This window comes from Maribacter spongiae (genome assembly GCF_047345125.1).
GTDB lineage: Bacteria > Bacteroidota > Bacteroidia > Flavobacteriales > Flavobacteriaceae > Maribacter.
On record NZ_JBLFEQ010000001.1, the window covers coordinates 400,270 to 420,948 of the forward strand.

Sequence of the window (20,679 nt, forward strand, 5' to 3'; positions counted from 1 at the left end):
TTACTTTTTTACGAACAAAATAGCATGTAAAATTCTCCCTAGATCAATATCTTCTTTTGCCTTTAACCCTGCGGTGTTGACCAATTCCGTTAACTCGGGGGTTTCGGATATTTTCAATAAGGAAACCCCTCCTCTGGCGTTGTTGTCAAAAACATGATCGAACACTCCCTGTCTTTTTATGATCGTGGTGGTTTGAAACGCATCTGTAACTGTTAAGTTTTGATTCTGGACCGATTTGAACGACGAATTTAACATGATCGAGATTTACTATAAAACTTATATTTTTTGGAACACTGCCGCTGTATTACATCCACCAAAGCCCGAGGCCGTTTTTAAAAAGGTATTGATTTCTTTTGGAGTCGTATTTTTAATGATATGCAAAGGTTTTGAAACCCCTAATTCCTCAAAACCCAAAGAGGCGAACAGGGTATTCCGATGTAAGGAATGCATGCCGATAATAGTTTCCAACAATCCGGAAGCTCCCAATGTATGGCCAAAATATCCTTTTAAGCTATTGAGCGGTACACTTTCCAAACCCGACCTATTAAAAGCAACGGCCTCCATTTCATCATTGAATACGGTTGCCGTGCCATGAGCTGAAATATAATCGATGTCGGATGGTTTCATACCAGATTGTGATAGGGATGAAGTTATACTGCGGTACAATCCTTCCCCCGTTCTTGAAGGCCCCGAAATATGATTGGCATCATTGCAAGAAGCTTCCCCTAAAACCTTCACTGCTTCGGGAGTCAGTAGCTCTTTTTCTTTTGTGACCAAAACACTGGCGCCTACCTCTCCGATATTGATCCCTGCCCTGTTCTTGCAATAAGGCCTGCAAGGTGCATTGCTCAATGCCTGGAAGGCATTGAAACCCGAAAGAATAAATGGGGTCACCAGATCCCCGCCCGCAACAAAAACATGATCGTATCTTCCCTGGCGTATGAGACGTTTGGCTATGGCCACGGACAATACTCCCGAAACGCAGGCATTGGAAAGTACGATAGCCTGATCTTTAAAACCAAAATGTTCCTGCACTTTTTTCCCAAGAACGGACAAATAGGAACGCTCTTCTGTAAAAGGGTTTTTGTCCTCCAGGACATCGATATTCCCTTTGGTAGTGGAAATGATCAGGCCTACACGATCGGTAAGTTTTATACGGGCCTTGGCCATAGTACGGGCAAGGGATACCAATAATATCCGTTCCAATCTGGTATGTTTCTCCGATGGGCATAATTGATCATATTTTTCCTGAAGTATGTCCTGGTTTATGATGGATGCATAAAAGGGTTGGGGCAATACCGTTTTGTTTGCTATCAATTGGAGGGCCGCAACTTTTTTTTCGATATTTTCTATGGCCGAAAAACTATCAAATCCGTAGCCAGAAACAATATTGTTATGTGAGAGGTAAACGTTATTCATCCAACAGCCCGACCTTACGTTTCCAATCCATAAAAAATTCGGGAATCATTAACGAGAGATCCCCATGAAGTTCCACAAATACCTGAACGGTCTCGCCCGTGCATACTACCTTCCCTTCCTGATTCATGATTTCATATTTAAAAATCATTTTTGCAGCGGCCGAATTTATATAAGTCGTTTTTATTTCGGCAACATCACCATATTTTAAAGGCAATTTATGTTCGCAAGATGATTTTACGATCGGTGTGGAAAAATTATGTTTTTTTTGATCTAAATAAGAAATGCCATGATGTCTACCAAAGGCTTCCCGGCCATCTTCGAAATATTGGATATAATTCCCGTGCCATACAATCCCCAAAGGATCGGTTTCCGTAAAGCGTACACGGACTTTGCTGGTAAAACTTATCTCTTTTTTGGAGCTGCTAGACCGATTTTTTTCTTTCATTATATATTATGGCAGTTAAGGTAGTTCCTATAAAGAACAACAACAACAACAGGGTTTCCGGAATGATTTCCTCAAAACCTACATTGCGCAAAAATACATCATAAAAGGCATTTAGTCCCCAATTCATCGGGGATAGATTGGAAAGTGCTTGCATGAACCCGGGCATGGCAAAAACGGGAACCCAAACCCCGCCAATAGCGGCTAATATAACTACAAAAATTGCCCCAAAAGGTGCTGATTGTTCTTGTGATCTGGCAATGGTACCCAATAAAAGCCCTAGCCCTATGGCGGCCAACCCTGCAAAAAAAGCAACCGTAAAAAGCATAGGTAAACGTCCTGAAATATCCAATTTGGGCAACCCTAACAATGGGAATAAATAAATGCCTACCAAAAGCATAGATCCAAATTGTACTAAGGAAACCAACAAAAATACCACGGTTTTTCCCCCCAGGATTATGGCATAAGGAACAGGTTGTGTACGCAGGCGCACAAAAATCCCTTGATTTTTTTCGTTGACCATATTTATGGATAAGGGTAAAATGATAAAAAAGATGGCAAATAAGGTCCAGGCGGGAATATTGTGCTGGGTAGAATTGGGTATGGCGGCCTGTTTCCCTGTATTGGGTATGATTTCGGTGAAAGTGATAAAGCTTTCCGTATCGAAAATAGGGTCGTCTTCCCCCAGTTCTTCTTGAAAAGCCCTATAGATAGCCTTGCTTTCTATTTTGGCTACCATTTTATCAATATTGTTCCTAACGGAATTTTTGAAGGACTGCTGCGTGGCTGGATCAAAATATAGTCGAATTTCTTTAGGAGAAATATTTGTTCTTGTAGTCTTGGCGGGTTCTTCTGCCAGAAAACGAGCTAGAATCCCTTCCACATTTTGGGCAACCTTGGTGTTGAGATCTTTTGTTAGGTGTTCGGGTAGTACAATGGCCAATTGGTAGTCTCCTTTTTGTATATGGGTTTCGGCAATGCTTTCATCATTCTGTAAAATAATTTCAAATAAATTTGATCGGGATAGATTTTCGGTTATTTGACCGGAGACATCACCTTTGTCCAAATCCACCAATAGCACAGGTATTTTGTTTTCCTGAATGATCTTAAAGGTATTGTCCTGGATCATGGTAATGGTAATTACCAAAAATAAGGGCATGATGAACAATACGGCAAGCCCGCCCGCATCCCTGATCAGGAGTAGCATTTCTTTATAGGTGGCGCTCCAAAGTTTATGCATGGTCTCGCAATGCTTTTCCCGTTAATCCTAAAAAGACATCCTCTAAATGATCGGCACCTTTTTGGGCCATGATCAGTTCTTTTGGAGTGCCTGCACAAACTAATTTTCCATGATCGATAATCCCGACACGCCTGCAAAATTGTTCAGCTTCGTTTAAATGGTGCGAGGTATAGACAATAGTAGTGCCTTGGGCATTCAATTGTTTCAGGTATTCCATAATAACGGTCTTGGATTGCACATCTACACCTACCGTGGGCTCGTCCAAAAACAAAACTTTTGGACGATGCAAAATTGCAGCGATAAGATTGACCCTCCGTTTCATACCTCCTGAAAAGGCTTTTATTTTCTTGTTGGCAAAATTGGACAGGCCAAGTGTTTCAAGGTGTTCGGCAATAGTATCTTTTAACGGGTGAGATTTTTTAAGGCCGTACATGCTTCCAAAATATGTAAGGTTCTCAACTGCGGTGAGTGAAGGATAAAGTGCATATTCCTGAGGAACAATACCGATAGTCTGTTGTAACTCCCTTTTATGTTCCTTATAGGTCAATCCGTTTATTCGGAAGGTGCCAGACGTAGGCTTTAAAAGCGAACATAAAATAGAGATCAATGTGGTCTTCCCCGCACCGTTAGGGCCCAATAAACCAAAAATCTCCCCTTCGTTGATCTTCAAATCGAAACCAGAAAGGGAAAAACCTTCTGCGCCTTTATATTTTTTGGAAAGTTGGTCGATTTGAATCATAGGTGCCTAAACGTGTTTAAAGAATGAAATCCCGGAAGTTTTCGCGATGGATTACCGTAATATCCGCATTATAGGCTGCAAGAAAGGGTTTATGAAATCTAACTTTTGCATTCTTGTTCCATTTAAATTCATAGCCTTTTATAATACCGGCCGTTTCCTCGACATAATCGATTTCCTGTTGCCTTGTGGTTCGCCAAAAATAGGATTTGGCAAACGATTTTTCATAGGACAGATTTTTAATGCGTTCCGTTATTAAAAAATTTTCCCATAGGGCCCCTTTGTCCGTTCTCAGGTCCAGAGCATTAAAATTACCCAAAATCATATTCCTTATTCCGGTATCGTAAAAGTATATTTTTTGATTGGTCTTTATCTCATTTCTAAGATTTTTACTAAAACTGGGTAATTTATATATAACGTATCCCTTGGCCAGAATATCTATATAGGAACTTACCGTGTTTTTATCGATACCCAATAATTGTGAAAGCTCATTATAGCTTACTTCATTTCCTAACTGTAATGCCAGGGCCTGGAGAAGTTTTTCTAGAATTTCTGGCTTTCTTATACCTCCAAAAGCCAATAGGTCTTTATATAAATAACTATTGACCAGTTCTCTTAAAATTTCCAGTTCTTCCCCGGGATGGTTAATAACATCTGGATACATGCCGTATAAAATGCGAAGCTCCAGTTCTTGTTCCATCTGGAGAAAACCCTTGCTTTCTTCCAGTTCTTTCCAGGAGATAGGGAAAAGTTGATATTCCCATTTTCTGCCCGTTAAAGGTTCATTGGTGTTATGGGAGAGCTCATTTGCGGATGACCCACTTACGAATAATTGTACCGATTTAAACTGGTCGGTGATCAATTTTAGTGTAAGTCCAATATTTTTGATGCGCTGGGCTTCATCTATAAATATTATTTGATTGTTCCCAATAATGTTTTTGAGTTGTTGGGTATTGGGGTCATTGAGAAGGTTTCTTACCGTTGGGTCGTCTCCATCTAAAAATAAAAAATCTCTATTTGCAAGTAATGAATTTATAAGGGTAGTCTTGCCAACTTGCCTTGGACCTATGAGTATAATAGCCTTTCCTTTATCGATTTTGGCGGCTATTTTATTTTTAAGCACCCTTCTTATCATGTAAATCCTGTGATGATATTCACTAAATATACGTATTTTTGATGATTATATTCACCAAAAGTGCTTTTTGTGAAATTTGATTATGTTTTATACCGCTTTTTTCAATCTTTTAAAAAAAGCTTCTTCTCGATCTGCTATATGTTCCAGTTGTAAGGCAATATCTTCATAACCTTCGCTTTGAGTGTTTCTGTTTTTGTAGATACGTGAGGCATCTACGGCAAAATCCCGCCATGCGTCTCCGATTTCGGTAATTTCTTTAGAGAGTGTCCTTAGTGCGTCATTCCTTAAGATTTCGCTTGCCTCTTGTAAAAAAGCTCCATAAATATATCGAAAACCTCCGCCTCCGGTACCTATTTCCTCTTGCATACGCACAATTTGACCCAAATAATGATTGGCTCTTTTCGCTCCTAATTTCTTAGGCCATTTCCTGATGTTTTTCGCTACCCAACGCATGGCTTTTACCCCAACAACGGGAACCGGGGCCGTCATGTCCCGACTGGTTTGTTTAATACCTTTTACAATGGCCTTTTCCAGTTCCAGCTTTTTGGGAAAAGCGATAGGATAGTACATATGGCCTTTTGGGGCAAAGGCACCTTTGGCAAAGCGCACTTTTTCCAATTCTTTTTCGGTAAGGCTGGTCACTTGTTCCATGACCGGATCGCTGATCAGATAACGGTTATTTTCCTTACCATAGACCACCATATTGTGTGCATTGAAATGAAAGCGGTATTCATCTGGAAAATAAATTAAATGATAAACACCTACCTGTAATCCTACGGGGTTGTTTTTGGCCAAATTTTCATCCAATCTGGCTTTTGCCCTAACGGGGTTTTTAAATTTTTCCCTTTTCATTTTCACTCCGACCCTTTTGGCAAACCGGTTAAAAATAGACCCCGGCATGGATCTATAGGTAAAAACGGGAGCATGGTTTACCTTGAGAAAGGGCAGGTAACTGAACAATAACCCCGATCCGATACCAAAAACCATGGGCTCACTAATATCAAAACCGTTATGTTTCATTAAATTGGAGACTACACCATTTTCACAATGTGCAGATTGGTTATGCGTAAAATCTATCGTTAAGGTTTCAGCCATCTATATTTTTTAACTTTTGAATACTGATCTCGAAGACATCCGCATATTTTTGCAATGTTTTGTCCTTGAGTTTGTTGAAAACGGCAGGTTTAAAATGTCTTTTTACCCGCCATTGCCATAGCCCTACATAGCTTGCAAGAACGGGAAGGTCCATTTTGTTGAGTTCCATATAATACTCTATCGGGCTGGTCTGGCCGGACAATACTTTTTGTTTGGCCCCTGCCGTACGCTCCTCAATATCCTTAAGGGCATTATCCAGAGCTATGGTCTTTGGATTCCAGCCAGAACTTAAGGTAGTGGTATATTCTCCGTTTTTATCCACCGCATATACCATTTCCCTGATATTTGCGGATGCCAGATTGCTTTTATCCTGAGGTACTTCCTCCTTCTTCATTTTTAAATTTCGTGAATAAGACAGTTCAAGGTACAATCTACAATTAAATCGTCATTTGTAAAAGAGGAACAGTTTATAGTGCAGATACTCAATTCATCGGTATCATAACGGGATATCAATGTAGCTTTTGAAACCAAAGTCTGACCGATTTTTGGGAGTAGGTGTATCCGGACCTTTTTGATGGCACTGATATAACCGATAAGACGATTGCTGGTGCCTTCAAGATCATCTTTTCGAAAATAGCTTTGCCCTACAATGGCAGAGCAGGTTTGGGCGGCATTTTCTATGAGGCCCGGTTCCGTCAGGACTTTTTCTTTTACAAAAATACATTGGTCGTCTATTAGGAATTCGGTGATAACGGAGGTGTCATCTATGTATGGCATGGAACTTACCATGAGCATGGGCGGTCTGTGCGGCAAGAATTTTTTAATATCGATCTGTTGCCGGTACTCTTCCATCTTACGCTAGGCCAGTTTTTATTTCGCTATAGGCAATGATCGTTCCTTCACAGTGGATATTGGCCTCTACCAAGGTTACGCCCATTATATCGTGTAAAATGGAAACGGTGGTTCTTAGTTCCTGGCCAATTTTTGGAAGCTCCAAAATCTCCACTTTTTTTATAGCACCGATATACCCAACGGGTGCCGGTCTATTTTTAAGGTAGTAGGTATACCCTTTGTGCAGGGCAATTGTTTGGGCCATATTTTCAATAAGCCCGGGGGCATTGAACACGCCGTTTTCCGTAAATAGGTGCTTTTTGGATATGGTAAGTCCGGAGGTGATTCGATTTTCCGAAAATTCGTAAAGTTTGTCCACCATGACAAAAGGTTGCTTTTGCGGAATCAGGTCGATGATAAAAAGCGCTTCGGTTATGGGTGGTACCAACAAACTCATTTAATGTACGGTTAAATATGCATAACTGTATGAAAAACGGGCACTTTCCGGCACATGTAATAAAATGCGATCTCCTTTTTTAAGCTTTCCCGAATTCGCCAATTCTTCCAACATCGCATAGATAGACGCCGCACCTATATTGCCCACATTTTGCAGGTTTAGGAACCATTTTTCCCAGGGCATGGGAATCCCCTGTTTTTCCATCTCTTTGTAAAGTCCGTCCTTAAAATAATAAGAAGAAATGTGGGGTAAATAGTAATCCACATCTTCCGGGCCTATATGGTGTTTTTCGTAAGCCTGTTTTAAACTGTCCACACCTTTGATAAGAATATTGTCTCCGAGTAATCTTGTATCCTGTTTCATAGCGAACAAGGACATTTTGCCCCATGCTTCAGCAGGAAATTCGCTCCATGGTTTTAGGTGGCCATCCTCTTTTTTATCTGCACCGGCATACATACAGGCATCCATTTCATGGGCGTAGGAGTAACCTTCCATCCACTCGATTTTAAAGGAAGGGTGGCCATTAGGACTGTTTTCCAATAGTACCGCTCCCGCACCATCTGAAAGCATCCATCGTAAAAATTCTTTATTGAAGGAAAGCATAGGGTTGTCTTCCAGTTCTTTTAAATGCTCCAGTTCATTTTCAAAAACATCGGATTTCATCCAGGAAGAAGTGCGTTCAGAACCGGTACAGACAGCATTGTCCACCTGTCCTGTCTTAACGGAAAGATAGCCATATTTTAAGGCGTTCATGCCCGAACAACAGGCACCTGAAGGGGAATTGATCTCAAGGTTCCCATTCTTTAGGTAACCATGTACCATTGCGGCGTGCGAGGGAAGGATTTGATCAGGGCTGGAAGTTCCACAGGATAAAAGTTGAATGTCCTTAACGGTAAAATCCTTATCGCACAATTGATGGACAGCTTCCTTCGTCAATTGTGCATTGTTATGTGTGACCTCGCCATTGGCATCAATGGCATAGTATCTTTTTTTGATTTGATTGTTACGGAGTACAATACGGCGGGCCTTGGATGTTTTGCCATTGATATAACCGAGTTTTTCCTCCATTTCCTCGTTGGTTACAGGATGGTTGGGTAAAAACTTGGCTATTCTGGTTATAAATACGTCCTTCATCAATTTTCATTTAGTACTACGGAAGAATAATAGGCTTTTTCCTTTTTTCTTTTACCGTAACTCGGGAAATAAGTCAGCAAAAATACGACAAAAACGATAGGAGCTATGATCCATATCGCAAATAACAAATAATATCTGAAGAAACCGATCCATTTTAATCGTTCCGGTTCCCCCGGGCCACCTTTCTTGATAATATGATTGGCCCATTTTGAGAAAAGGACATTACCACGCTTATCCGTCAATACTAAAAACGGATTTATCTTAACACCCTTCCGTTCAATTATTTTTTGTTGTAGACCCGAATAATCAGTATTGAGCAAGGCCTCTTTTATTGGTGTCCCAAACCTTTTTGCATCTTCTATATCCTTATCGGAGACCCCGGGCTTGGGAAAAATACCCAGATACCTGTCTTTTCTACCGGAAAACATCCAATGTGATATGGTGATAACACTAATGTGGTTGATATGACGGTCTACCAGGGCTATATGACCTACAAGTTGGGCCTCTGCGGATTTTAATAGCCGTTTCATTTTTTCCTGGGCCTGGATCCACATATTCCTACAGGCCAGAACCGTTACCACGGGCGTGTCCTGAAGCAATTCCTTGGCATATTCCGATTTTAAAAATGAATTAACTGGTATGGACGGTGTTAGATACCAGACTTGATATCCCAAGATGACCAAATCATATTTTTTCTTAAGTACCGTAGGGGAAGGAGCTTTAAAACCAGAAGGAATTTGTAGAAAGGATTCTGGAAAACTATCGTAAAAACCCCTTTGTTTCCATGGAAAACCATAATTGGGCTCGGGAATGATTTCATAATAGGAAATTTGGATACCGTCCCCTTCAATTTTTTTGGCCATGTTTTCTAGAATGGTCAACAATTGTCCTGTTTGCGAATAGTATATAATGAGAACCTCTTTCATTGTTTAGTGCCGTCCTTCCAAAAATCAAAATAATTAAACCATTGCAATGGATATTTTTGCAAAACCCATTCCATACTTTCGGTATATTCCTTTAACAAAGCCTGTGCGTCCCTTGCCTTTGCCCTGGCCTTTCTTGCATACAGATGATATTGGCGTTTAGGGCCTTTCATAACATATACGAACAATACGGGCACTTTTAACCGTGATGCCAATAAATAGGGACCCATGGGGAAATCGGCTTCGGCACCTAAGAATTGTTCGGTCAGGATTTTGTTTCCCGGAAGATAACGATCTCCTGTGAAAACAACTAATCCGCCTTGTTCCAGTGCCGCATGAATTTTAAAGATGTGGGACATATCATCCTGTACCACAATGAATTTCATGGTCGATTTTGCCACAATACCATCCAAATACTCCTGGATATCTTCATGTTCCTCATGTGTGGTTACCATAAAGACTTTGGAAACGGAATATCTGTCTTGCAAAAAATAATGTGCAATTTCAAAGTTACCGATGTGCCCACTGATCAAAATACCTCCTTCGTTTTTCCGCAGCAGTTCGTCTATATGTTCAATGCCATCATGGGAATATTCAAATTTATCCTTGAATTGGGTTGAAATGGCCATTCGATCCGTAAGGATTTTTCCGAGCATATAATAGCTTTTGTATATATAGCCTATACTTTTAAGTGTTGAGTATCCCAATCTTTTCCCAAAATAAAAATAGATAGCCTTGGAACTCTTAAAGGAAAACAAAAAGTAGTAGGCAACGATAAAGCGAAGTATAAAATAAGCCGTACTTATGCCAAAAGTCCTGAGAAAATAAATATAAAGTTTATACCCTAAAAGCGTTCCTTTAGATTTTCCTTCCCATTCGGTCGCCATTGATATAGGTACTGCGGATTGCGTTAATCCAATTTGCTTTGTATAAGGTTATAAAAGTCCTGTAAGGTCACGACGTTCGTAAAATCCTCTCCTACTAATTTTACACCAAAATTACTTTCCACGGCTACTACTAAATCCACAAAATCCAAACTGTCGAGACCTATGGCATCCTTTAGGTTGGCACTGGGTTCCAAGACTTGTTCCTCTATCTCGAAATCGTCAATTAGAAAGTCGTTCGTTTTTTCAATAATGGTTTCTTTGGTCATCATCTAGGTCAGCAATTTTTTATAATCAGGGCGGAATTTGTTCCACCGAATCCAAATGAATTGGACAAAAATACGTCAATTTTTTTATCTATGGTCTTTCGTGCTATGTTGAGTTTTGCCGAATCCTCGTCTGGATTTTCCAGATTGATATTGGGTGCTATGAACCCGTTTTTCATCATCAACATGGAATAGACGATTTCACTGGCACCCGCCATCCAGCATTCATGTCCGGTCATGGATTTTGTAGAGCTTACCAGTGGTCCTTTTTTTCCAAAAACTTCAAAAATAGCTTTTGCTTCATTGGTATCGCCAACGGGTGTGGAAGTGGCATGTGCATTTATATAATCTATTGCCGAAGCTTCTAAATCCGCACTTTTCAGGGCTTTGGCCATGGCCCTGGACGGCCCATCTACGCTTGGTGTTGAAATATGTGCGCCATTAGAGGAAAACCCATAGCCAATAATCTCCCCCAAAATAGTGGCACCTCGTGCCATGGCCGATTCATAACTTTCTAAAATAACGGTTGCCGCACCTCCACTGGGAATCAACCCATCCCTTTCGTTGTCAAAAGGGCGGGAGGCTTTTTGAGGTTCTTTCTGGCGCATGGCAAATACGCCCAAACCATCAAAACTCGCCATGGAAATATGATTTATTTCTTGGGCACCCCCGGCAATAATACAATCCTGGAGGCCACTTTTTATTAAATGATAGGCCATGCCAATGGAATGTGAGCCACTGGCACAAGCGGCACTTATGGTATAGTTTACTCCCGTGAGCCTGAATATGGTAGAAAGGTTCATGGTTACGGTAGAATTCATCGCCTTAAAAATAGCTCCTGAACCTACCAATGTAGTATCCTTTTTTTCTCGAACGATGTCTATGGATTCTACTACGGAAAGTGCCGTACTGTCATTCCCGTAGATAATGCCGACTTCTTGGGTGTCAAAAAAATGCTGATCGATCCCTGCATTTTTCATGGCTTCCAAAGTAGCGACATAGGCATATCTGCTTTCTTCGCCCAAACTAATGCGTTGTCTTCTTGAGAGGAGACCCTTTAAATCGGGATCTTCAACAAAGCCCGTCAATGCGGACCTAAAGCCAAAGTCAGCCCTGATGGGATCATAGATGATACCAGATCTGCCATTGTATAGCGACTCCTTTACTTCGTCCAGATTCTTGCCAATACAGGAATAAATGCCCATGCCCGTAATCACGACTCTCTTCATGTATCTTCTTATGATCAGGAATAAATCCCGCCGTTGATGTTAATTACTTCTCCCGTTATATAAGAGGCCTTGTCAGATGCTAAAAAAGAAACTACGTGCGCTACTTCTTCAGCTTTTCCAAACCGGTTTAAAGGAATCATTTTTTTTAATTCCGATTCATCCAGTTCTGAGGTCATATCGGTAGCTATAAATCCTGGCGCAACAGCGTTTACGGTAACGTTTCTTTTTGCCACTTCCTGTGCCAATGCCTTAGTGGCCCCTATTACACCGCTCTTGGCGGCGGAATAATTGATCTGCCCGGAGATTCCCTTGAGTCCGGATACCGAAACCATATTGATGATCCTACCATATTTATTCACCAATAACTTTTGTATAAGGGCATTGGTTACATTGTAAAAGCCATTTAGGCTGGTATTGATCACAGACGACCAATCCTCGGGCGACATCCACATAAAAAGGCCATCTTTTGTAATTCCGGCGTTGTTTACTACTACCTCGATTACTCCATCTTTATTGTTTTCATGCCAGTTGTCCAAGGTAGATTTTACGTTTTCGGTATCGGTCACATTAAATTGTAACAGTGTTCCGGTTCCGCCTTCCGCAATGACCATTTTTAAGGTTTCTTCGGCGGCTTCCTTATTTTCTCGGTAATTGATCAATAAGCTATAGTTCAAATCCTTGGCCAATTGGATGCATATAGCCCGGCCAATTCCCCTGGACCCCCCCGTTATTAATGCGTATTTTCTTTTTTCCTCTTTCATTCCTTATTCCACAATTCTTTTACGTGATTACTTCATTTGATGGATATTCGTTTTTGTCCGTATGTATGAATCTTGGCCTTTTCCAATGGATACTTACTTATTTTATATGCACGAACGGCTCTGCATTCTGATACCATTTATTGCCCAGAAGTTCTCCTTTGGCATTAAAAAACCCCCATCCTTTTTTAGATTTTAAACGGGCCAGATCTCCTAGAAACCCTTTCTCGTTCTTTCCGGAAAGAAATGCAAGGCCGGCGGTGATATTGTACTCCGCAGGAATGATCATATTGCCCGATGTATCTATAAAGCCCCAATATTTTTCTTTTACGGGGGCCAATCCGTTTTCGGCAAAGATCTCGGCATCCTTATATTGGAAATCTATGACGATCTCTCCCTTGGTATTGATATACCCCCAGGACTTTCCCTTGGCGGCTGGTGCCAACCCATTGGAAAATGCCCGGACCTTATCAAAGGTGGGTGCAATGGCCCATTCTCCTTTTGAATTGACAAAACCCGTCTTTTTGTTCTTTCTTGCATAGGTTAGTCCAGAATTTCCATGGAAGTTCCAAACTTTGTCCGCACCCTCTATTGTATTAAAGCTGCCGTTGTGGATTATACCAAAACTTCCTCCTTTTTTACCATAGACTCCGGATGTGTTAAGGGCATTGCCTATTTCTTCATATTCAATAGGGATGACCGTTTTTCCTTGATTATTGATCATGCCCCACAATTCTCCTTTCCGCACTTTGGCATGCCCGTTTCTGAATTTTTTGATCTCGTCAAATATGGGTTCCAAAATCACTTTCCCGTTCGTGCCAATAATCCCGATTTTGTCATTTTGGCGGATAAGGGCCACACCTTTCTGAAAATCATAATATTTTTCGGTCGCCGCTGTTTCCAATTTTTTACCAGAGGAATCGATATAATGCCATTGGTCATCCTTTAGGACAAGGGCATAACCGGAGCTGAAATATTTTACCTTATTATATTCCGGTGCTATGGTCCAATTTCCGGAGGGATCGATAAATCCCCACAATTTTCCTTTTTGGGCCGCTGCATAGCCTTCCGAAAAGCTCTTGGCTTTGGTGAACTGTGGTTTAATTACATACTCCCCCGATTTGTTTATATATCCGAAGAGTCCGTCTTCACGGACCAGTGCTAGCTCCTGGGCAAAGGAAAAAGTAAGGCAAAGCGTTAGTGAAAATGTAAAAAATGCTTTCATGACTTCTTATTTTGATGGTTAATAATATAGTTCTTTACTTCATTTACATACGGGTACATGACCTCGTCTTTTTTAAACGGGGGAACTATTTTACGAACGGCATCGTACATTTTTTTGGTTTTGGAAGATACTTTATCCTTAACGTTAAGATATTCCATGGCCTGCACAACGGTGATCATTTCTATCGCCACAATCTCAAAGGCATTCTCAATGACCTTTTTGGTGATAAGGGCGGCATTGGTACCCATACTTACAATATCTTGATTGTCGTTATTATTAGGTATACTATGCACGTACATAGGATTGGAAAGCATTTGGTTTTCGGCCGTTGTCGAGGTAGCCGTAAACTGTACGCCCTGCATTCCAAAATTCAACCCTAAGATACCTAAATTTACAAATGGAGGCAAGATATCGTTGAGCTTGGAATTTAATAAATAATTCAATTGTCGTTCTGCCAGCATGCTCATTTTGGTCACCACGATCTTAAGCTTGTCCATCTCAAGGGAAACATAATCCCCGTGGAAATTGCCGCCATGATATACATGTTGCTTTTCTACATTAACGATCGGGTTGTCATTTGCCGAATTTACCTCTTCGATCAGAATGCGTTCCACTTGGTTTAAGGTATCAAGTACCGGGCCCAGTATTTGGGGAACGCAACGTATGGAATAATATTCCTGGACCTTCTCTTCAAAAACCGAAACCCCGTTATTATCGGTATATAAATGATGCTCGCGTTTTCTGGTCAGTGAACTGTCCTTAAGGTGACTTCGCATTGAGCGTGCTATCTCACGTTGGCCCAAGTGCTTTTTTGTCTGGTTCAGATCAAAGGAAAGGTGATCATCATAAGCTTCCACTATTTCGTTGATGGCAGAGGAACAACAGATGACCCATTCCAATAATCGCCTGGTGTAAATGGTGTTTACAATGCCTATTCCGGTCATGACCGAAGTTCCATTGATCAGGCCAAGGCCTTCCCGAAGTTCAACAGAGATGGGTCGGATACCTTCCAGTTCAAAAACTTCCTTTGTAGGTTTTCTTTCGCCCTTATAAAAGACTTCGCCTTCTCCAATAAGCACCAATGCCAAATGGGCCAGTTGTACCAAATCGCCACTGGCACCTACACCTCCGTGTTCATATATAAGCGGGATAATATCTTTATTGAGCAATGTGGACATTACGGATATTACGGAAATATGGACCCCGGAATTTCCCAGGCTTAATGTATTTAAGCGTGCCAGCATAGCGGCCCTTACATATTTAGGTGGAATTGGGTTACCTGTACCAGAAGCATGGCTTCTAATAAGATTGTATTGCAATTGTACGGTCTCGGAATCCTTGATTTTATACTGGGCCATGGGGCCAAACCCGGTATTTACCCCGTAGATGACCTTGTTTTTGGAAAAATCCTTTAAAAAATCAAAACTTTTCTGCACTCTATCTAATAATTCTTGATTGAGCGTAATGGGTTTTCCGTCAAAAATTACATCATAAAACTCCGTTATTCCTAACCTTTCTTTAATTTCTGGCATGTATGGTTGATTCTATTCGGTATTAATAATACCTTAGTGCGTAAAAATAAGCAACTTGATTCGCAAAATTAAAATAATTACCGAATTAGGATAATGAACAAGAGGAAATAAACGTATGAAAAGGGAGAAAGTAGATGTGCTTATAATTGGAGCGGGACCATCTGGTTCCGTTGCCGCTTCATACCTTCATAATGCGGGATTTTCTTTAAAAGTCGTGGAAAAGAACAAGTTTCCACGGTTTGTAATAGGAGAAAGCCTTATTCCCAGATGCATGGATCATTTTGAGGCCGTGGGATTAATGGATTGCTTAAAAGCAAAAAATTTTGAGGTGAAGACCGGGGCAAGATTTCTTCAAGGAGGCAAAACCTGTGAATTTGATTTTAGTAAGAAACACACGGAAGGGTGGGACTGGACCTGGCAAGTGCCCCGCGCGGATTTTGATAAGACCCTGACGGATGAGCTCACCAAACGTGGGGTGGATATAGCGTTTGAAAAGGAAGTAACGGCGGTCGAATTCATGAATGGGAGATCAATGACCACCATTCTGGACAAGGAAGGGAGTCCATCACAGATCGAAGCGGATTATATTATAGATTCCAGTGGTTTCGGGAGGGTCTTGCCTAGATTGCTGGATTTGGAAAAACCTTCCGAAATTCCCAGACATTCTTCTATTTTCACGCACGTTAGGGACGTTAGAAGACCGGAAGGGTGGGAAGGATATCGTATAACCTTTGATATTGTAAGCCGTGAAACCTGGTTTTGGGTCATTCCTTTTTCCAATGGATATACCAGTATTGGATACGTAGGTCCCACCGAATATTTGGAGTCTTTTGAGGGTAACAGTACCTGCAGGTTACGGGAAATGATAAAACTGTCCGGTCATTATAGGGATCGTTTTGAGGATCTTCCTTATGAGTTTGAACCCCGTATGATCAAGAATATGGCAAAATCCGCCAAGAAGCTCTATGGCGATGGTTTTGTACTTACGGGCAATAGTGCGGAGTTTTTAGATCCCGTTTTCTCTTCGGGTGTAGCTTTTGCAACGGAATCCGCACATTTGGCCGCAAGGATGATCGCTCAGGAATTAAGAGGGGAGATCGTGGACTGGGAAAAGGATTATTCCCAATATATATTGGAAGGGGTAAACGTATTTTCTTCCTATGTTAAGGAATGGTATGCGGGAAACCTCCAGAAGATTTTCTTTGCGGACACGGAGAATACCGTTATAAAATCTCAGATATGTGCGGTGTTGGCCGGGTATGTATGGGACAAGACCAATCCGTTCGTTAAAAATCATTACAGATTGATCGGAACGGTGGCCCATATCACAGATTTGGAAAAGGAAGCATCAGCTAAGGCGTAATAGGTTACTTCGCCTTTTTCCTTATTAATGTAGCGAACGATTTTGCAAGTTTGGCATACGCTTCTGAAATACGATACCCAGAATTGTAATCATAACCCATGGCACCAGAACCAGGAACATCTATATATTTTCCCGAATAGATAATAGTATTTGGATCGGTGGTCCCGTAAACAGTTATGGTAGCATCAATTTTGGCATTTTGCCTCCACACCCCCACATTGTAACCTGCATAAATCAAATTAGTATGTATTAGTATAGTGTATTCGGCACCGTTCAAATCCTTACCTACTTTAATGGTTCCATCAAAACGTTTGTTAAAAGATGTTATAAATTTTGGTTCATAGAATTCTTCCCTATCCGAAAACCAGGATTTCTTGAATTTTTCCCCTAGACCGGCTTCTTTTTCTTCTCGTTTCTGCATTTTATCCACTAAAAAATCCTCTTCGGAGTCATATTTTGGAATTTCAAGATCGGAATAATCAAAGACCAAGTTATAACTGGTAATACCTTTTAGGTTTTTGATAGTGCCATCAAGTGCCTTGTACTTTTGGGCGGAAATGGAAGTAGTTCCAATGGGCAAAAGAAAGGAACACGAAAAAAGAAAAATTAAATATCTCATAATTTGGTTTTAGGTTGATTTACATGACTTTTGTTTTGAACGGGTTTAAACGAAATTCTATATTATCTCTAATTGAACACGCTCAAAAGGTATTTATTTGCACTTTTTCTAAACAAATTTTATCCATTTTTGGATCGTTAAGTTCAGAACCGTATATTAAGTCCAACCTGCCCCGGCCCAAAATTAAGGTTCCAACTTAATTTCTTTGGGTTGTCATTGTATTTTTTATCGTATTTGGAATCCAAATAACGATCAATGGATTCAACGGTAAAAATACTAATAGCGGCACCCAGTACCACATCGGAAAACCAATGTTTACCTTCCCATAATCTTGAAATAGCGGGAATGGCACCCAAAGTATAAACTCCCGTTTTGACCCATATGTTCTTGAACTGCTTTGCAATGGCATGGGCATTGGTCATGGCCAATACGGTATGGCCGGAGGGAAAGGAATGAAAATCCTTGTCCCCCGACCAGAATGGATTATATGTATCTTTATTTAAACCGCTTAACGGCCTGGCCCTTCCTACGACCGATTTTAGTATTTGTTGCAACAGACCGGCAGAGGATGCGGAAGAAACTAACAGCACCCCGGTTCGTCTCAGTTTCTCATTTTTAGTTGTCAGCCCCGTCAGGTATACAAGCCCCGTTATGATATAATTATTCGTTGGGCTGCCATATTTGAAACCATAATCACGGATTACTTTGGGAACGTCGTCCTTAATCCCACCAAAGTAATCGTTTACGGGCGTATCTACTAGATAGGCGAGACCCGTGCCTCCTATGGTATAACCAAAGGTTGCCCAATCCCTGCCTTGCCAATGTAATGGCCTTGTATAGGAATGTCCCACTCCTTTAAGAACATTGCCCATATCATAGGCGAACATTTCCCATCGTGTAGTAATGGAATCCGTTTTTATGCTTTGTCCGTTGATAGCGTAGGTGGTAAAAAGAAGTAATAAAAAGAAATATTTCAATGGAAGTACATTTAAATCGCCTAAATCTAAGTATAAAAGAATCATTTTGAGAATCGGGCCATACATTAAATGAACACGATTCCTTTAATTTTTATATAAAATACATCATTGCGAGAATGTTTTCTGTTTTTTAAAACGTTGGGAATGTCCGTATATTTTGATTTATGACGACCGAGCTATTTGTGTTGATAGACAGATGGGGGAAATGACTGTTTTAATAGACATCAACTGATCGTGGATCCATTGTCAACTCCATTCTCTCCGGTACTTGATATGGCCGAAGTATCGGGGTTTACAAAAACCAATTGACCTTCCGCATTTTCCGTCATAAGGATCATGCCCTCGCTTTCAACACCCCGCAAGGCCCTTGGGGCGAGATTTATCAGGACCGTTACTTTTTTGCCTATAATCTCTTCCGGGGAAAAACTTTCCGCAATACCGGAAACTATAGTTCGCGTGTCCAGACCGGTATCTACTTTTAAGACCAATAATTTTTTTGTCTTGGCCATTTTTTCCGCTTCAACTATGGTACCTACACGTATATCCAATTTAGAAAAATCATCAAAAGTTATGGTATCTTTTTGTGGCATGATCGTTTTGTTTTCGTATTCGTTCGCTTTTTTTACGGCTTCCAATTTATCCAATTGTGCTTGTATTTCCTTATCCTCTATTTTTCTAAAAAGGAGTTCCGCTTTATTGATTTGATGACCGGTAGGAAGTAAGGTTTCTTTGGTTGAGACTTCATTCCAAGAGGTCGCCATCCCACTCGACCCGATGGCCAGGATGCTTTTGAGTTTTTCCGATGTAAAAGGGAGAAAGGGTTCACTTAGGATCGCTAAACCGGTAACGATCTGTAAAGCCACGTACATAATAGTCTTTACCCGTTCCTCATCTTGTTTTATGACTTTCCAGGGTTCTTCATCGGCCAAATACTTATTTCCCAAACGGGCCAAGTTCATTAATTCCTGGCTCGCTTCCCTAAACCTATAACGGTCTAAGGAAGAAGTAATGATTTTTGGGAATTTTCGTAATTCTTCAAGGGTATCCGTATCTATTTTTAATAGATTTCCCGCAGGTGGTACCTGTCCACCGTAATACTTTTGTGTTAAGACTACCACACGGTTCACAAAATTTCCAAAAATAGCTACCAGTTCATTGTTGTTCCTGGCCTGAAAGTCTTTCCAGGTAAAATCATTGTCCTTTGTTTCCGGGGCGTTTGCGGTCAAGGTGTATCGCAATACATCCTGCATGTTAGGAAAATCCGATAAATACTCATGCAGCCATACGGCCCAGTTTTTGGAAGTGGAAAGTTTGTTCCCCTCAAGGTTTAAAAACTCATTGGCCGGCACGTTTTCGGGAAGGATGTAATCCCCATGGGCTTTTAAGATCGAAGGGAAGATGATACAATGAAAGACAATGTTGTCCTTGCCTATAAAATGAAGCAATTTGGTATCCTTGTCCTTCCAATAGGGTTCCCAATCTTTTCCTTCGCGCACTGCCCATTCCTTTGTGGAAGACACATACCCGATGGGGGCGTCAAACCAGACGTACAATACTTTTCCTTCGCCTCCTTTAACGGGAACGGGAATGCCCCAGTCTAGATCACGGGTCACGGCCCTGGGTTCCAGACCGCCATCTATCCATGATTTGCATTGACCGTACACATTGGGCTTCCAATCATTCTTATGGTCTTCTAAAATCCATTTTCTTAGAAAATCCTCATAACGGTCCAAAGGAAGGAACCAGTGTGTGGTCTCTTTTGTAATGGGAATTGTTCCGGTAATCGTTGATTTTGGATTAATGAGATCGGTCGCATTTAAAGAGGATCCACAATTTTCGCATTGGTCCCCATACGCTTCTTCATTTCCACATTTTGGACAGGTTCCCACAACAAAGCGATCGGCCAGAAATTGCTCGGCTTTCTCGTCATATAACTGCGCCGTGGTCTCTTCGATAAAATCACCCTGTTCATATAATTTTATAAAAAAATCGGAGGCCGTTTCGTGATGAACGGGAGCGGAGGTCCTGGAATAATTATCAAAGGAAATTCCAAAATCGGCAAAGGACCGCTTTATGATCCCATGGTATTTATCAATGACGTCTTTTGGGGAAACCCTTTCCTTTTTGGCCTTCATTGAAATGGCTACACCGTGTTCATCGCTACCACAAATAAAGATGATGTCTTTCCCCGTTATTCTTAAATAACGTGCATAAATATCGGCCGGGACATATACGCCGGCCAAATGACCAATATGGATAGGGCCATTTGTGTATGGCAGTGCAGCGGTTATGGTATATCGAGAAGGTGAGGTTTTTATAGACATCAAAATAAATTAAGCTACAAAAATAAAGATTTTTAGAAGGGCGGAATCCCTCAATTACAAAAGAAAACCTTCGGTGTGCCAAAAAGGCAC

Annotated in this window: 22 protein-coding genes; 1 reads left to right on the forward strand and 21 read right to left on the reverse strand. The window is 41.0% G+C overall.

Translation table 11 applies throughout. From position 1 onward, the window contains the following. The 18 genes from ACKWB9_RS01905 to flxA form a co-directional block, all read right to left on the reverse strand. A complete protein-coding gene (locus ACKWB9_RS01905; RefSeq protein ID WP_414001285.1) occupies nucleotides 1-255 on the reverse strand; it encodes a hypothetical protein in 255 nt (84 codons plus the stop codon). 21 nt (nucleotides 256-276) lie between these two features. Next, entirely contained in the window at nucleotides 277-1,419 is a 1,143-nt protein-coding gene (locus ACKWB9_RS01910; protein ID WP_414001286.1) for a beta-ketoacyl synthase N-terminal-like domain-containing protein, read from the reverse strand. Further along, the gene (locus ACKWB9_RS01915) at nucleotides 1,412-1,864 is read right to left on the reverse strand and encodes an acyl-CoA thioesterase (RefSeq protein WP_414001287.1); all 453 of its coding nucleotides are present in this window, start codon (nucleotides 1,862-1,864) and stop codon (nucleotides 1,412-1,414) included. The genes ACKWB9_RS01910 and ACKWB9_RS01915 overlap by 8 nt, the downstream gene beginning before the upstream one ends. Next, nucleotides 1,842-3,101, reverse strand: coding sequence for an ABC transporter permease (locus ACKWB9_RS01920; protein ID WP_414001288.1), 1,260 nt, complete (start codon nucleotides 3,099-3,101; stop codon nucleotides 1,842-1,844). The genes ACKWB9_RS01915 and ACKWB9_RS01920 overlap by 23 nt, the downstream gene beginning before the upstream one ends. Beyond that, a complete protein-coding gene (locus ACKWB9_RS01925) occupies nucleotides 3,094-3,840 on the reverse strand; it encodes an ABC transporter ATP-binding protein (RefSeq protein WP_414001289.1) in 747 nt (248 codons plus the stop codon). The genes ACKWB9_RS01920 and ACKWB9_RS01925 overlap by 8 nt, the downstream gene beginning before the upstream one ends. 16 nt (nucleotides 3,841-3,856) lie before the next feature. Further along, complete coding sequence (locus ACKWB9_RS01930; protein ID WP_414001290.1) at nucleotides 3,857-4,972, reverse strand: ATP-binding protein; 1,116 nt, start codon at nucleotides 4,970-4,972, stop codon at nucleotides 3,857-3,859. A gap of 87 nt (nucleotides 4,973-5,059) precedes the next feature. Next, nucleotides 5,060-6,067, reverse strand: coding sequence for a BtrH-related acyltransferase DarH (darH, locus tag ACKWB9_RS01935; RefSeq protein ID WP_414001291.1), 1,008 nt, complete (start codon nucleotides 6,065-6,067; stop codon nucleotides 5,060-5,062). Next, a complete protein-coding gene (gene DarG, locus ACKWB9_RS01940; RefSeq protein WP_414001292.1) occupies nucleotides 6,060-6,461 on the reverse strand; it encodes a flexirubin biosynthesis protein DarG in 402 nt (133 codons plus the stop codon). Before DarG ends, darH begins: the two co-directional genes overlap by 8 nt. A gap of 2 nt (nucleotides 6,462-6,463) precedes the next feature. Next, entirely contained in the window at nucleotides 6,464-6,919 is a 456-nt protein-coding gene (locus ACKWB9_RS01945; protein ID WP_414001293.1) for an ABC transporter permease, read from the reverse strand. 1 nt (nucleotide 6,920) lies between these two features. Continuing rightward, on the reverse strand, nucleotides 6,921-7,355 hold the full coding sequence (locus ACKWB9_RS01950; RefSeq protein WP_414001294.1) for a hypothetical protein: 435 nt from the start codon (nucleotides 7,353-7,355) through the stop codon (nucleotides 6,921-6,923). Next, the gene (darB, locus tag ACKWB9_RS01955) at nucleotides 7,356-8,489 is read right to left on the reverse strand and encodes a dialkylresorcinol biosynthesis protein DarB (RefSeq protein ID WP_414001295.1); all 1,134 of its coding nucleotides are present in this window, start codon (nucleotides 8,487-8,489) and stop codon (nucleotides 7,356-7,358) included. Further along, entirely contained in the window at nucleotides 8,489-9,415 is a 927-nt protein-coding gene (locus tag ACKWB9_RS01960; RefSeq protein WP_414001296.1) for a dialkylrecorsinol condensing enzyme DarA, read from the reverse strand. Before ACKWB9_RS01960 ends, darB begins: the two co-directional genes overlap by 1 nt. After that, nucleotides 9,412-10,299 (reverse strand): LpxL/LpxP family acyltransferase, encoded by an 888-nt coding sequence (locus ACKWB9_RS01965; protein WP_414001297.1) that lies wholly within the window; start codon nucleotides 10,297-10,299, stop codon nucleotides 9,412-9,414. The genes ACKWB9_RS01960 and ACKWB9_RS01965 overlap by 4 nt, the downstream gene beginning before the upstream one ends. A 23-nt stretch (nucleotides 10,300-10,322) precedes the next feature. After that, on the reverse strand, nucleotides 10,323-10,565 hold the full coding sequence (locus tag ACKWB9_RS01970) for an acyl carrier protein (RefSeq protein WP_414001427.1): 243 nt from the start codon (nucleotides 10,563-10,565) through the stop codon (nucleotides 10,323-10,325). 8 nt (nucleotides 10,566-10,573) lie between these two features. Continuing rightward, complete coding sequence (locus tag ACKWB9_RS01975; RefSeq protein WP_414001298.1) at nucleotides 10,574-11,791, reverse strand: beta-ketoacyl-[acyl-carrier-protein] synthase family protein; 1,218 nt, start codon at nucleotides 11,789-11,791, stop codon at nucleotides 10,574-10,576. Nucleotides 11,792-11,805: 14 nt separating this feature from the next. Beyond that, nucleotides 11,806-12,552, reverse strand: a complete 747-nt coding sequence (flxB, locus tag ACKWB9_RS01980; protein WP_414001299.1) for a flexirubin biosynthesis SDR family reductase FlxB — start codon at nucleotides 12,550-12,552, stop codon at nucleotides 11,806-11,808. 97 nt (nucleotides 12,553-12,649) lie between these two features. Further along, the gene (locus ACKWB9_RS01985) at nucleotides 12,650-13,774 is read right to left on the reverse strand and encodes a WG repeat-containing protein (RefSeq protein WP_414001300.1); all 1,125 of its coding nucleotides are present in this window, start codon (nucleotides 13,772-13,774) and stop codon (nucleotides 12,650-12,652) included. Continuing rightward, entirely contained in the window at nucleotides 13,771-15,306 is a 1,536-nt protein-coding gene (gene flxA / locus ACKWB9_RS01990) for a flexirubin biosynthesis tyrosine ammonia-lyase FlxA (protein WP_414001301.1), read from the reverse strand. Before flxA ends, ACKWB9_RS01985 begins: the two co-directional genes overlap by 4 nt. A 115-nt stretch (nucleotides 15,307-15,421) precedes the next feature. Here flxA and ACKWB9_RS01995 point away from each other — a divergent pair, with 115 nt between their 5' ends. Next, entirely contained in the window at nucleotides 15,422-16,669 is a 1,248-nt protein-coding gene (locus tag ACKWB9_RS01995) for an NAD(P)/FAD-dependent oxidoreductase (RefSeq protein ID WP_414001302.1), read from the forward strand. Nucleotides 16,670-16,673: 4 nt separating this feature from the next. Here the strand turns inward: ACKWB9_RS01995 and ACKWB9_RS02000 are convergent, their stop codons facing one another. From ACKWB9_RS02000 to metG, 3 genes are all read right to left on the reverse strand, one after another. Further along, nucleotides 16,674-17,288, reverse strand: a complete 615-nt coding sequence (locus tag ACKWB9_RS02000) for a hypothetical protein (RefSeq protein WP_414001303.1) — start codon at nucleotides 17,286-17,288, stop codon at nucleotides 16,674-16,676. 143 nt (nucleotides 17,289-17,431) lie between these two features. Continuing rightward, nucleotides 17,432-18,265: a phosphatase PAP2 family protein gene (locus ACKWB9_RS02005; RefSeq protein ID WP_414001304.1), complete on the reverse strand. Its 834-nt coding sequence runs from the start codon at nucleotides 18,263-18,265 to the stop codon at nucleotides 17,432-17,434. A 224-nt stretch (nucleotides 18,266-18,489) separates the two neighbouring features. After that, nucleotides 18,490-20,589: a methionine--tRNA ligase gene (gene metG, locus ACKWB9_RS02010; protein ID WP_414001305.1), complete on the reverse strand. Its 2,100-nt coding sequence runs from the start codon at nucleotides 20,587-20,589 to the stop codon at nucleotides 18,490-18,492. Between the last annotated feature and the right edge of the window lie 90 nt (nucleotides 20,590-20,679).

Bases quoted from the DNA above. Each gene is read 5' to 3' on its own strand.
- metG (WP_414001305.1), bottom strand. From the start codon at position 20,589: ATGTCTATAAAAACCTCACCTTCTCGATATACCATAACCGCTGCACTG.
- DarG (WP_414001292.1), bottom strand. From the start codon at position 6,461: ATGAAGAAGGAGGAAGTACCTCAGGATAAAAGCAATCTGGCATCCGCA.
- ACKWB9_RS01960 (WP_414001296.1), bottom strand. From the start codon at position 9,415: ATGAAAGAGGTTCTCATTATATACTATTCGCAAACAGGACAATTGTTG.
- ACKWB9_RS01945 (WP_414001293.1), bottom strand. From the start codon at position 6,919: ATGGAAGAGTACCGGCAACAGATCGATATTAAAAAATTCTTGCCGCAC.
- ACKWB9_RS01915 (WP_414001287.1), bottom strand. From the start codon at position 1,864: ATGAAAGAAAAAAATCGGTCTAGCAGCTCCAAAAAAGAGATAAGTTTT.
- ACKWB9_RS01975 (WP_414001298.1), bottom strand. From the start codon at position 11,791: ATGAAGAGAGTCGTGATTACGGGCATGGGCATTTATTCCTGTATTGGC.
- ACKWB9_RS01965 (WP_414001297.1), bottom strand. From the start codon at position 10,299: ATGGCGACCGAATGGGAAGGAAAATCTAAAGGAACGCTTTTAGGGTAT.
- ACKWB9_RS01970 (WP_414001427.1), bottom strand. From the start codon at position 10,565: ATGACCAAAGAAACCATTATTGAAAAAACGAACGACTTTCTAATTGAC.
- darB (WP_414001295.1), bottom strand. From the start codon at position 8,489: ATGAAGGACGTATTTATAACCAGAATAGCCAAGTTTTTACCCAACCAT.
- ACKWB9_RS01995 (WP_414001302.1), top strand. From the start codon at position 15,422: ATGAAAAGGGAGAAAGTAGATGTGCTTATAATTGGAGCGGGACCATCT.
- flxA (WP_414001301.1), bottom strand. From the start codon at position 15,306: ATGCCAGAAATTAAAGAAAGGTTAGGAATAACGGAGTTTTATGATGTA.
- ACKWB9_RS01930 (WP_414001290.1), bottom strand. From the start codon at position 4,972: ATGATAAGAAGGGTGCTTAAAAATAAAATAGCCGCCAAAATCGATAAA.
- ACKWB9_RS01920 (WP_414001288.1), bottom strand. From the start codon at position 3,101: ATGCATAAACTTTGGAGCGCCACCTATAAAGAAATGCTACTCCTGATC.
- darH (WP_414001291.1), bottom strand. From the start codon at position 6,067: ATGGCTGAAACCTTAACGATAGATTTTACGCATAACCAATCTGCACAT.
- ACKWB9_RS01950 (WP_414001294.1), bottom strand. From the start codon at position 7,355: ATGAGTTTGTTGGTACCACCCATAACCGAAGCGCTTTTTATCATCGAC.
- ACKWB9_RS01905 (WP_414001285.1), bottom strand. From the start codon at position 255: ATGTTAAATTCGTCGTTCAAATCGGTCCAGAATCAAAACTTAACAGTT.
- ACKWB9_RS01925 (WP_414001289.1), bottom strand. From the start codon at position 3,840: ATGATTCAAATCGACCAACTTTCCAAAAAATATAAAGGCGCAGAAGGT.
- flxB (WP_414001299.1), bottom strand. From the start codon at position 12,552: ATGAAAGAGGAAAAAAGAAAATACGCATTAATAACGGGGGGGTCCAGG.
- ACKWB9_RS02000 (WP_414001303.1), bottom strand. From the start codon at position 17,288: ATGAGATATTTAATTTTTCTTTTTTCGTGTTCCTTTCTTTTGCCCATT.
- ACKWB9_RS01910 (WP_414001286.1), bottom strand. From the start codon at position 1,419: ATGAATAACGTTTACCTCTCACATAACAATATTGTTTCTGGCTACGGA.
- ACKWB9_RS01985 (WP_414001300.1), bottom strand. From the start codon at position 13,774: ATGAAAGCATTTTTTACATTTTCACTAACGCTTTGCCTTACTTTTTCC.